General features: G+C 73.1%; 14 protein-coding genes. 10 read left to right on the plus strand and 4 right to left on the minus strand.

The annotated features are described in order from the left end of the window. Positions 1-37: 37 nt before the first annotated feature. Positions 38-1,618, minus strand: a complete 1,581-nt coding sequence (locus ACFRAR_RS13535; RefSeq protein WP_380697982.1) for an oxidoreductase — start codon at positions 1,616-1,618, stop codon at positions 38-40. 91 nt (positions 1,619-1,709) lie between these two features. Here ACFRAR_RS13535 and hisD point away from each other — a divergent pair, with 91 nt between their 5' ends. The 8 genes from hisD (at position 1,710) to hisF (ending at position 7,518) form a co-directional block, all read left to right on the plus strand. Continuing rightward, positions 1,710-3,017, plus strand: coding sequence for a histidinol dehydrogenase (gene hisD / locus ACFRAR_RS13540; RefSeq protein ID WP_380697984.1), 1,308 nt, complete (start codon positions 1,710-1,712; stop codon positions 3,015-3,017). Further along, the gene (locus ACFRAR_RS13545; protein WP_380697986.1) at positions 3,014-4,117 is read left to right on the plus strand and encodes a histidinol-phosphate transaminase; all 1,104 of its coding nucleotides are present in this window, start codon (positions 3,014-3,016) and stop codon (positions 4,115-4,117) included. The genes hisD and ACFRAR_RS13545 overlap by 4 nt, the downstream gene beginning before the upstream one ends. A gap of 5 nt (positions 4,118-4,122) precedes the next feature. Next, entirely contained in the window at positions 4,123-4,716 is a 594-nt protein-coding gene (hisB, locus tag ACFRAR_RS13550) for an imidazoleglycerol-phosphate dehydratase HisB (RefSeq protein ID WP_380697988.1), read from the plus strand. Beyond that, the gene (locus ACFRAR_RS13555; RefSeq protein ID WP_380697990.1) at positions 4,713-4,865 is read left to right on the plus strand and encodes a hypothetical protein; all 153 of its coding nucleotides are present in this window, start codon (positions 4,713-4,715) and stop codon (positions 4,863-4,865) included. Before hisB ends, ACFRAR_RS13555 begins: the two co-directional genes overlap by 4 nt. A gap of 70 nt (positions 4,866-4,935) precedes the next feature. Next, the gene (hisH, locus tag ACFRAR_RS13560; RefSeq protein WP_380697992.1) at positions 4,936-5,571 is read left to right on the plus strand and encodes an imidazole glycerol phosphate synthase subunit HisH; all 636 of its coding nucleotides are present in this window, start codon (positions 4,936-4,938) and stop codon (positions 5,569-5,571) included. A 20-nt stretch (positions 5,572-5,591) separates the two neighbouring features. Beyond that, entirely contained in the window at positions 5,592-6,314 is a 723-nt protein-coding gene (gene priA / locus ACFRAR_RS13565; RefSeq protein ID WP_374119975.1) for a bifunctional 1-(5-phosphoribosyl)-5-((5-phosphoribosylamino)methylideneamino)imidazole-4-carboxamide isomerase/phosphoribosylanthranilate isomerase PriA, read from the plus strand. Continuing rightward, a complete protein-coding gene (locus tag ACFRAR_RS13570) occupies positions 6,311-6,751 on the plus strand; it encodes a RidA family protein (protein WP_380697994.1) in 441 nt (146 codons plus the stop codon). Before priA ends, ACFRAR_RS13570 begins: the two co-directional genes overlap by 4 nt. Further along, on the plus strand, positions 6,748-7,518 hold the full coding sequence (gene hisF, locus ACFRAR_RS13575) for an imidazole glycerol phosphate synthase subunit HisF (RefSeq protein WP_380697996.1): 771 nt from the start codon (positions 6,748-6,750) through the stop codon (positions 7,516-7,518). Before ACFRAR_RS13570 ends, hisF begins: the two co-directional genes overlap by 4 nt. A 68-nt stretch (positions 7,519-7,586) precedes the next feature. Here the strand turns inward: hisF and ACFRAR_RS13580 are convergent, their stop codons facing one another. Next, a complete protein-coding gene (locus ACFRAR_RS13580) occupies positions 7,587-8,366 on the minus strand; it encodes a VOC family protein (protein WP_380697998.1) in 780 nt (259 codons plus the stop codon). A 212-nt stretch (positions 8,367-8,578) separates the two neighbouring features. On the opposite strand from ACFRAR_RS13580, the gene ACFRAR_RS13585 reads away from it, so the two are divergent. Then, the gene (locus ACFRAR_RS13585) at positions 8,579-9,124 is read left to right on the plus strand and encodes a SigE family RNA polymerase sigma factor (RefSeq protein WP_380698000.1); all 546 of its coding nucleotides are present in this window, start codon (positions 8,579-8,581) and stop codon (positions 9,122-9,124) included. After that, positions 9,124-9,720 carry a PASTA domain-containing protein gene (locus ACFRAR_RS13590; RefSeq protein ID WP_380698002.1) on the plus strand — a complete coding sequence of 199 codons (597 nt, stop codon included), beginning with the start codon at positions 9,124-9,126 and terminating at the stop codon, positions 9,718-9,720. The genes ACFRAR_RS13585 and ACFRAR_RS13590 overlap by 1 nt, the downstream gene beginning before the upstream one ends. 111 nt (positions 9,721-9,831) lie before the next feature. Here the strand turns inward: ACFRAR_RS13590 and ACFRAR_RS13595 are convergent, their stop codons facing one another. Together ACFRAR_RS13595 and ACFRAR_RS13600 are read right to left on the minus strand one after the other, a co-directional pair. Continuing rightward, positions 9,832-10,476 (minus strand): TIGR03085 family metal-binding protein, encoded by a 645-nt coding sequence (locus ACFRAR_RS13595; protein ID WP_380698004.1) that lies wholly within the window; start codon positions 10,474-10,476, stop codon positions 9,832-9,834. 182 nt (positions 10,477-10,658) lie between these two features. Then, the coding region (locus ACFRAR_RS13600) for a collagen binding domain-containing protein (protein ID WP_380698006.1) at positions 10,659-11,215 on the minus strand (557 nt) is incomplete at its 5' end.

Here is an 11,215-nt window from a genome sequence, read left to right on the forward strand (position 1 = left end):
TTCCCCGGACGGGGGCGTTGTCGCGCGCCCGGCGGGCTCAACCGCGCTGGAGCATCCTGGTGGCGCCGGTGACGACGGTGGAGGCGAGCAGCCAGCCGATGACGACGAGCCCCGCGGAGACCCACTGGGCGAGGCCGCCGGGGTTCCAGCCGCCCTGGTTGAGGTCCACGATCGGCAGCAGCTGGTTGAGGGTGTACAGCACCGGGTTCCAGTGCGGGCGCTCGTCGGCCTTGAGCGGTTCCAGAGGGTGGGTGGCGAACCAGAGGCTGCCGAGCGCCCAGGCGAGCAGCAGCCACAGGCCCGCCCGGCCGGGGCGGTAGCCGTAGCCGACGGTGGCGTCCTGGACCGCGCCCCAGATCCGGGCGGGCAGCGGCAGGGTCCGGCGGCGCCGGCGCTGCTTGGCGTAGAGCACCTCGCGGGCGTCGTCGTCGGCGCCGTCGCGACGCAGGGCCGCGGCGAGCTGCTCGTAGGACTCGGGCTGGAAGTCCACCGAGGAGCCCTCCAGCCAGGCGATCCGCTGCCGGACGGTGAAGGTCCCGATCGGGCGCAGGTTCTCGTAGACGAAGCCGGTGAGGCCCAGGTGCCGGCCGAGCGGCCAGGCCTGCGGCCGGTCGACCAGGTTGCCGACCCGGGCCCGGGAGAGCGAGACGGTGCCGGTGGGGCGGAAGCCGCAGGAGAAACGCAGCTCGGGGGTGTGGATGCGGCGCAGGGAGAGTTCGTCGTCACCCTCCAGGTGGAACTCGCCGGAGATCAGGCAGGCGCCGTCGAAGCGGCTGTCGGAGAGCCGGACCTGCCCGAAGGCGCGGAACGGGGTGATCGGGCCGTCGGGCGGCGGCACCTCGCCGTAGCCGGAGCCGTAGTAGCCGCGGGAGCCGGTCCAGCCGCCGTCGGCGGAGCCGGTCAGGTAGAGGGTGTGGCCGACGGTGACGCGGACGGCGTTGAGGCAGGTGCCGTTCCGCGCCCGGTCGGCGTGCAACTGGGCGCCGCGCAGCGAGAGCCGGCCGCCTATCCGGGCGGTGCGGATGCTCAGCTCGCCGTTGGAGACCAGGCGTTCGGCCTCGCAGTCCTGGTTGACGGTGAGCCCGTCGGCGGAGACGGCGCGGCCGAAGCGGTCGCCGCCGACGACGGTCTGGTTGAGCAGCAGGTCGGTGCCGATCTTGGCGTCGGTGAGCCGGATGCCCTCGGGGAGGCGGCAGCGGGCCAGGTGGAGGTCACCGGTGGTGGTCAGCCGGGAGGCCTCCAGGCGGGGGATCAGGCAGTTCACGAAGCGCATCGTCGAGGCCGAGGCCTCGGAGACCAGGATCTTCTGCTCGAAGCGGCACTGGTGGAGCTCGATGTAGTGGCCGATGGCGGCACCGGCCAGGTTGAGCGCCTCGGTGACGAACGCGCCGCTGAGCCGCAGCGAGGCGACCCGCCCGGGCGCGGGCTGCGGACCGGCCAGCAGCAGGTGGGCGAGCACCTCGGCGCGGACGGTGCGCTCGGGGCCCCAGACGGCGTCCCCGAAGGGGGCGTCGGTCTCCGCGTCGCCCGTTCGCAGGTCGAGGATCTCGCCCCGGCGGTAGGCCTCCCAGAGTCTCCGTTCGACCCCGCTCCAACCGTCCGGCGCGTGCTCCGCCATGGTTTCCCCCGTCCCCCCGGTCGTCTCGCCTTTCGTATCACGGACTGAAATGCGGGACCACCGGTTCCGGCCACTCCTTACACTGGGTGGCGTGATCTCTCGAATCGACCTCCGCGGCTCGCTGGACGACCCGCGTGACCTGCTGCCCCGTGCCGAGTTCGACGTCGCGGCCGCCCTGGAGAAGGTGCGGCCGATCGCGGAGGACGTACGCCATCGCGGGGTCGCGGCGCTGATCGAGATCACCGAGCGCTTCGACGGCGTCCGGCTGGAGTCGACCCGGGTCCCGGCCGAGCAGCTGACCGCCGCCCTGGAGACGCTGGACCCGAAGGTGCGGGCCGCGCTGGAGGAGTCGATCCGCCGGGCCCGCGCCGTGCACGCGGACCAGCGCCGCACCGGGCACACCACCCAGGTGGTGCCGGGCGGCACCGTCACCCAGCGCTGGGTGCCGGTCGAGCGGGTCGGCCTGTACGTGCCGGGCGGGCTGGCGGTCTACCCGTCCTCCGTGGTGATGAACGTGGTGCCGGCCCAGGAAGCGGGCGTCCAGGGCATCGCGGTCACCTCGCCGCCGCAGAAGGAGTTCGGCGGACGCGTCCACCCGGCCATCCTGGCGGCCTGCGCGCTGCTCGGCGTGGACGAGGTCTACTCCGTCGGCGGCGCCCAGGCGGTCGCGATGTTCGCCCTCGGCACCGAGGAGTGCGCGCCGGTCAACATGGTGACCGGACCGGGCAACATCTACGTGGCCGCCGCCAAGCGCTACTTCGCCGGCCGGATCGGCATCGACTCCGAGGCCGGCCCGACCGAGATCGCCGTCCTCGCCGACGACAGCGCGGTGCCCTCCGACGTCGCCGCCGACCTGATCAGCCAGGCCGAGCACGGCCCGACCTCCGGCTCGGTGCTGGTCACCGACTCCCCGGCGCTGGCCGAGGCGGTCGAGGCCGAGCTGGCCGTGCAGGTCGCCAGGACCAAGCACGGCGAGCGGGTGGCCGAGGCGCTGGGCGGCCGGCAGTCCGGCATCATCCTGGTCGACGACCTGGACCAGGGCCTCGCCGTGGTCAACGCCTACGCGGCCGAGCACCTGGAGATCCAGACCCGCGACGCCCACGCGGTGGCGGCCCGGGTCGTCAACGCCGGCGCGATCTTCATCGGCCGCTGGACCCCGGTCTCGCTGGGCGACTACGCGGCCGGCTCCAACCACGTGCTGCCGACCGGCGGCTGCGCCTGCCACTCCTCCGGCCTGTCGGTGCAGACCTTCCTGCGGAGCGTCCAGGTCGTCGAGTACGACCGGGCCGCGCTCGCGGACGTCGCCGCCCACGTGGTCACCCTGGCGAACGCCGAGGACCTGCCGGGGCACGGGGACGCCATCAAGGCCCGCTTCGATTGGACGGTTCCCGGCTCGTGACCACCCGCATCGACGACCTCCCCATCCGTGACGAGCTGCGCGGCCAGTCCCCGTACGGCGCGCCGCAGCTGGACGTGCCCGTCCAGCTGAACACCAACGAGAACCCGTACCCGCTGCCCGAGGAGCTGGTGGCCCGGATCGCCGAGCGCGTCGCCGAGGCCGCCCGCGGGCTGAACCGCTACCCGGACCGGGACGCGGTCGAGCTGCGTGAGGGCCTCGCCGCCTACCTCGGGAAGACCACCGGCTTCCCGGTCGGGCGCGAGCAGGTGTGGGCCGCCAACGGCTCCAACGAGGTGCTCCAGCAGCTGCTCCAGACCTTCGGCGGCCCCGGCCGCAGCGCCCTCGGCTTCGAGCCCTCGTACTCGATGCACGCGCTGATCTCCCGGGGCACCGGCACCGCCTGGATCTCCGGGCCGCGCAACGACGACTTCACCATCGACGTGGACGCCGCCGTCGCGGCCATCGCCGAGCACCGGCCGAACGTGATCTTCGTCTGCTCGCCGAACAACCCGACCGGCACCGCCGTCGAGGCCGACACCGTGCTGCGGCTGTACGACGCCGCCCAGGCCGCCCGGCCCAGCCTGGTGGTGGTCGACGAGGCGTACGTCGAGTTCTCGCACCGCGCCTCGCTGCTGCCGCTGATCGAGGGCCGCCCCAACCTGGTGGTCAGCCGCACCATGTCCAAGGCCTTCGGCGCCGCCGGGCTGCGCCTGGGCTACCTGGCCGCCGACGCGGCCGTGGTGGACGCCGTCCAGCTGGTGCGCCTGCCGTACCACCTGTCGGCCGTCACCCAGGCCACCGCGCTGGCCTGCCTGGAGCACACCGACACCCTGCTCGGGTACGTCGGGCGGCTCAAGGAGGAGCGCGACCGGCTGGTGGACGCGCTGCGCGGGATGGGCCTGGAGGTCACCGACTCGGACGCCAACTTCGTCCAGTTCGGCCGCTTCGCCGACACCCACGCCGTCTGGCAGGCGATCCTCGACCAGGGCGTCCTGGTCCGCGACAACGGGGTCCCCGGGTGGCTGCGCGTCACCGCCGGCACGCCCGCCGAGAACGACGCCTTCCTGGACGCCGTCCGCAGAGTCAGCAAGGAGCTGTGACCCCCATGTCCCGCATCGGACGCGTCGAGCGCACCACCAAGGAGACCTCCGTCCTGGTCGAGATAGACCTGGACGGCAGCGGCAAGACCGACATCTCCACCGGTGTCGGCTTCTACGACCACATGCTCGACCAGCTCGGCCGGCACGGCCTGTTCGACCTCACCGTCAAGACCGACGGCGACCTGCACATCGACACCCACCACACCATCGAGGACACCGCCCTCGCGCTCGGCGCCGCCTTCAAGCAGGCGCTCGGCGACAAGGTGGGCATCTACCGCTTCGGCAACTGCACGGTGCCGCTGGACGAGTCGCTCGCCCAGGTCACCGTGGACCTCTCCGGCCGGCCGTACCTGGTGCACACCGAGCCCGAGGGCATCGCGCCGATGATCGGCTCGTACGACACCACGATGACCCGGCACATCCTGGAGTCCTTCGTGGCCCAGGCACAGATCGCGCTGCACGTCCACGTGCCCTACGGGCGCAACGCCCACCACATCGTGGAGTGCCAGTTCAAGGCGCTGGCCCGGGCCCTGCGCTACGCCGCCGAGCGCGACCCGCGCGCGGCCGGAATCCTCCCCTCGACCAAGGGTGCGCTGTGAGCAACACCGCGATGATCCTCATCTTCGTCGGCCTCTTCCTGGCCGGCGGAGTGATCTCCTTCTGGAAGCAGAAGCAGTCCAAGAGCGTCATCCTGGTGCTGGCCTTCGGCTCCGTGATGTGCCTGGCCTCCGGCCTGCTGCGCATCTAGGCGCGACGTGGAACCCGCCAGGACTGCCAGAACCGCCAGAACCGCCGTAGAAAAGGCTGGACACCTGAACATGGGCAAGAACGTCGTCGTCCTCGACTACGGCTCCGGCAACCTCCGCTCGGCGCAGCGCGCCCTGGAGCGGACCGGGGCGAACGTCACGGTCAGCTCCGACTACGACACCGCGATGGCCGCGGACGGCCTGCTCGTCCCCGGCGTGGGCGCCTTCGAGGCCTGCATGCGCGGGCTCAAGTCCGTCCGCGGGGACTGGATCATCGGCCGCCGGCTCTCCGGCGGCCGCCCGGTCATGGGCATCTGCGTCGGCATGCAGATCCTCTTCGAGAAGGGGGTCGAGCACGGCGTGGAGACGGCCGGCTGCGACGAGTGGCCGGGCACCGTGGAGCCGCTGGAGGCCCCCGTCGTCCCGCACATGGGCTGGAACACCGTGGACGTGCCCGAGGGCAGCCGGATGTTCGCCGGCCTCGACCCGGAGACCCGCTTCTACTTCGTGCACTCCTACGGGGTGCGGCACTGGGAGCTGGAGGTCCACAGCGCGCGGATCAACCCGCCGCTGGTCACCTGGGCCACCCATGGACAGCCGTTCGTCGCGGCCGTCGAGAACGGCCCGCTGTGGGCCACCCAGTTCCACCCCGAGAAGTCCGGCGACGCCGGCGCCGCCCTGCTGACCAACTGGGTCAGCACCCTCTGACTGTCTGAGAGTTGGATCTGATGAGCCTCGAACTGCTGCCCGCCGTCGACGTCCGGGACGGTCAGGCCGTCCGCCTGGTCAAGGGCGCCTCCGGCACCGAGACCTCCTTCGGCGAGCCGCTGGCCGCCGCCCTCGCCTGGCAGAACGCCGGCGCCGAGTGGCTGCACCTGGTCGACCTCGACGCCGCCTTCGGCACCGGCAGCAACTACGAGCTGCTGCGCGAGGTCACCGGACAGCTGGACATCAAGGTCGAGCTGTCCGGCGGCATCCGCGACGACGAGTCGCTCGCCCGCGCGCTCGCCACCGGCTGCACCCGGGTCAACCTCGGCACCGCCGCCCTGGAGGCCCCGGAGTGGGTCGCCAAGGCCATCGCCGAGCACGGCGACAAGATCGCCGTCGGCCTGGACGTGGTCGGCACCACCCTGCGCGGCCGCGGCTGGACCCGCGACGGCGGCCAGCTCTTCGACGTGCTGGCGCGCCTCGACCAGGAGGGCTGCGCCCGCTACGTCGTCACCGACGTCAACCGGGACGGCACCCTGACCGGCCCCAACCTCCAGCTGCTGCGCGACGTCTGCGCCGCGACGGACAAGCCCGTGGTCGCCTCCGGCGGCGTCTCCTCGCTGGACGACCTGCGGGCGATCGCCTCGCTGGTCGGCGAGGGTGTCGAGGGCGCCATCGTGGGCAAGGCACTCTACGAGCAGAAGTTCACCCTCGAAGAGGCCCTGGAGGCGGTTTCAGGATGACGAACGGTCGGATCGTACGCGGCAGAGTCGGCGGGTTCTCCCCCTGGGAGGACGAGTTCGGCTACTCCCGGGCGGTCGCCGCGGGCGACCACGTGCACGTGGCCGGCTCCACCGCCTGGGTGGACGGCCGGATCGAGCACGAGGGCGACCCGTACCGGCAGACCCTCGCCGCGTTCGGCGTCGGGCTCACGGCCCTGGCCGCGTACGGTCTGACCGCGGACGATGTCATCCGCACCCGGATGTACATCACCCACGTCCGCGACGCCGAGGAGGTGGGCCGCGCCCACCGCGAACTCTTCGACGCCGCGCGCCCGGTGGCCACCATGGTGGTGGTCGACGGACTGATCGACTCCCGGATGATGGTCGAGGTCGAGATCGACGCGTACCGCTCCGGGCTGGCAAAGACCCTGGAAGCCCTGGAAGGCGAACAGCCGTGACCCTCGCAGTACGTGTCATCCCCTGTCTCGACGTGGACGCCGGGCGGGTGGTCAAGGGCGTCAACTTCCAGAACCTGCGCGACGCGGGCGACCCGGTCGAGATGGCCAAGCTCTACGACGCCGAGGGTGCCGACGAGCTGACCTTCCTCGACATCACCGCCTCCTCCGGCGACCGGGAGACCACCTACGACGTGGTCCGCCGCACCGCCGAGCAGGTGTTCATCCCGCTGACCGTCGGCGGCGGCATCCGCGCCGTCGAGGACGTGGACAAGCTGCTGCGGGCCGGCGCGGACAAGGTCGGCGTCAACACCGCGGCGATCGCCCGTCCGGAGCTGGTCCGCGAGATCGCCCGGCGCTTCGGGCGCCAGGTGCTGGTGCTCTCGGTGGACGCCCGGCGGTGCCCCGAGGGTACCGAGACGCCGTCCGGTTACGAGGTCACCACCCACGGCGGGCGCCGGGGCACCGGCCTGGACGCCGTCGAATGGGCGGGCCGCGCGGCCGAGTTGGGCGCCGGCGAGATCCTGCTGAACTCGATGGACGCGGACGGCACCAAGGACGGCTACGACCTGGAGATGATCCGGGCCGTGCGCAAGGCCGTCTCGGTGCCGGTGATCGCCTCCGGCGGGGCGGGCAAGCTCGCGGACTTCGCCCCAGCCGTCGAGGCGGGCGCGGACGCGGTGCTGGCCGCCAGCGTCTTCCACTTCGGGGACCTGCGGATCGGCGAGGTCAAGGGCGCGCTGCGGGAGGCCGGGCACCCGGTCCGCTGAACGGCCGAACGGGCCCGCCGTCCGGCTTCGGACGGCGGGCCCGTTCGTTCTCGTTCGTCCTCGTTCGCTCAGGTCTGGTTCGGGTCGCCCTTGATCAGCGCGAACGGGGCGCCGTTCGGGTCCGCGACCCAGGCGATCCGCCCGACGCCCCGCACGTTCTCGGGCCCCATCAGCACCGTGCCGCCGGCCGCCGTCGCCCCGGCCACCCGCGCGTCCACGTCCGCGGCGGCGAAGTACGGCGTCCAGGCGGGCGGCTGCTCCGGGGACATGGTCGGGGCGATGCCGCCGAAGCCGGTGGCCTCCTGGTCGCCCGCGGCGGTGGAGATCACCCGGTAGCTCATGCCCGGCGACGGCTCGAAGTTCTCCACCCGCCAGCCGAAGATCTTCTGGTAGAAGGCGAAGGCGACGTCCGGGCCGGAGGTGTGCAACTCGGCCCAGACCAGGGCGCCCTCCTCCGAGACGGCGTCCAGGCCCTTGGTGCCGCCCGCCTGCCAGATCGCGAACTCGGCGCCCTGCGGATCGGTGAGGGCGGCGAACCGGCCCTCCTGCATGACGTCCATCGGCGGCACCCGCACCGTGGCGCCGCCCTGCTCGGCGGCCTTCACGGTGGCGTCCGCGTCCTCGGTGCGGAAGTAGGTGGTCCAGGCGGACCGCGAACCCGGATCGAGGTTGCCGAGGGCGCCGACGGTCCTGCCGCCCAGCTGGAGGAACCCGTAGCCGCCGGCCCCGGGGACCTCCAGGAAGTCCCAGCCGAACACCTTGCCGTAGAACCCGGCGGTGGCGGGGATGTCCGGGCTGCCCAGATCGATCCAGCAGGGCGAGCCGATGGGGAAGTCGGTGGTGATCATGGAGGGGTGCCCCTTCGACGGAGGGTGACCGGCCTGCCCGGATCGGACCCCGGCCCCCTGCGAGTCTGCACCCGGCCCCCGCCGTCCGCAGCCGGAGGAGGCCGCCGGGGCCGGACGTGAGCTGCGCCACTTCCGGGGCCGTGGTGCAGCAGCGAGCGGGCGGGCGCCGTCAAGGGGGTGGAAAACGACGGTGGGAGAGAGTGAGGCTACGGGTGAGGCTGCGCAGGGCCAGTCCCGGGATCGACTTCGTCGAGTTCGTGGAACAGCGTTCGGGCGCACTGTTCCGCACGGCGTACGTGCTCACCGGGGACGCGCACACCGCGGAGGACCTCGTACAGGAGGCACTGGAACGGGCCTGTCGGCACTGGCGGCGGGTCGCGCGGGCGGAGGTGCCCGAGGCGTACGTGCGCCGGATCCTCGTGAACCTGGCCAACGACCGCTGGCGGCGCCTGCACCGCTCGGGTGAGCGCCCCGCGCCGGAGCCCGCCGCCGAGCACCCCGACCCCCGCGATGCCTACCGGTCGGTGGAACTGCGCGCGGAGCTCGTCGCGGCGCTGCACACCCTGCCGATGGGGATGCGCACCGTGGTCGTCCTGTACTACCTCCACGACCTGGGGGACCGGGAGATCGCGCAGACCCTCGACATCTCCCCCGGCGCCGTGCGCTCGCAACTCGCCCGCGGGCTCGCGAAACTGCGGGCCGCGCTGCCCCGGCAGGACGTCCCGTCCGCGTCGTCGACCTCGCGTGAAGGTGCGTGATGACCCGCTTCCCGCCCCGGGGCCCCGTCCCCACCCCCGACCCCGACCCCGCCTTCGACAAGGAACTCCTCGCCGCCATGACCGCTTTCGCCGACAACACCACCACCCCCGTGATCGATGCCGCCGGAATCCGGCGCACGGTCCGTCGGCGCACCGCCCTCACCGGGGCCGCGGCGGTGGCGGCGGTGGCCGCCATCGCGACGGGCGCGGCCCTGCTCCTGCCAGGGTCGCCGAGCGGCGGCGACCGCCCCGCGGGGACCGGGCCGGCCCCGGCCGTCCAGTCCGCGCCCCCGTCCCCCGCCCCCCCTTCCGCTTCGGCGCCAGGCCTCGCGCCGTCGGCGACCGAAGGTACCCCTTCCCCCGCCGCCCCGCCCGCGCCCGGCACGACCGTGACCGTCCCCCCGGTCGCCGGCCTGTCCCGGGACGCCGCTACCCGGCTGCTGGACGCGGCCGGGCTGCGCTACGAGATCCACGAACTCACCGACTGGAAGGTGCCCGTCGGGTCGGTCGTCAACTCCGAGCCGCAAGCCGGGCGCACCACGGCGGCGAACACCGCCGTCCAGCTCTTCGTCTCCAAGGGCCGCCCCGGAAGCTGAGAGCGCCCGCCCTGGCCGCGGTCCCACCCGCGACGGCGCCCCCCGGCTCGCGGAGAGGGGGCGCCGCCGCTCTCGGCGTGCCGGGAGGCCACAGCAGCTCCCGCTCCTCCGCTACCTCGGGGGCAACGGCAGGACGTGGCGGAGGGCTTCGAGGGCGTCCGGGGCGCCGTCGACGGTGAGGGCGGTGTGGGCGCCGCGGCCGTAGGTGAAGAGGACGAGCTCGGCGGGCTCACCGGTGAGGTGGACGGTGGGGGCGCCGGCCGGGCCGACGGTGAGGGAGCGGCCGTCCGGGTGGGCGAGGGTCAGGCGGACGGGGGAGCGGCGGCCGGCCTCCAGGCGGGCGATGAGGGGGAGGCGGCGCCACAGGGCCTCGGCACGGCCGGGCGGGACGGGCTGCGGAGCCCAGTCCTCGGCCGCCCGCACGACGTCCTCGGCGTGGACGTAGTACTCGACGGTGTTCGCCGCCTCGTCGGCGCCGGGGAGCGCGAACGGGGAGTACACCGGCGGGCCGGAGCGGAAGAGCCGTACCAGCTCCTCGTACGGTCGCTCGGCGTACTCGTCCTGCACCCGTCGCGTCCAGTCGGCCAGAGCGCCGACCCGGAGACCTGCCGCGGCGTCGGGGCGGCGCTCGCGGATCACCAGATGGGCGGCGAGGTCCCGGGTCGTCCAACCGGCGCACAGGGTGGGGGCGTTCGGCCCGGCGGCGGTGAGGAGCCGGGCGAGGCGGTGGCGTTCGGCGAGGGCGTGGTTCGACATGTCGTCAGCCTAGGGGGCGGGTGCCGGGTGAGCCGTCTTTGGGTGGCCTCCGCGCGGGACCTCGTCAAGCGGTCGAAGCCCCGCGTAAGGGGCGGCGAACGCGCCTGGCCGGAGGAGCCATTGTCGGCTCCTCCGGCCAGTTCTCACGTCAGGCGGTCAGCCGCCCGTGTCGAAGTGGTCTGTCAGACGCGCTCCTCGTGAATACGCCACTCGTTCCCCGGCTCGCACGGGTTCGGCGGGCAGGGCTCCGGAGGGCAGGGCTCGGGCGGGCAGGGCTCCGGCGGGCACTTCTTGCTGTCCTCGACGGTGATCGCCACGCACGGGCAGTCCTTGGTCAGTTCGACCTTGGTCACCGGGGACTGCGGCAGCTCGTAGCCGTCCGGCGCGGAGACCTCCTGCCAGTAGTACGTGCCCAGCGGCAGGTTGTCCGCGGAGCAGATGCCGTCGGTCCCGGTGGTGCAGGGCGCGCCCACCTTGGTGTCCGGGTTGGCACCGGTGGTCTGCAGACCGGGGATGCCGTTGGTCTCCCGCCACAGCTGGAAGACGGCACCGGCCAGCGGCTGCCAGGTCTCCGAGTCGACCTTGGTGACGCTGGTCGAACCCGTCTGAGTGGCGGTCTTGGTGTCCTGGACGGTGACGGGGACGTTCTGTCCGTTGGTGTCGAGGACGACCGTGGTGACCGGTTGTGTGGGCAGGTCATAGCCGGGGGGTGCTGCGGTCTCCTGCCAGTAGTAGGTGC

The organism is Kitasatospora sp. NPDC056651, assembly GCF_042792155.1.
Classification (GTDB): domain Bacteria; phylum Actinomycetota; class Actinomycetes; order Streptomycetales; family Streptomycetaceae; genus Kitasatospora.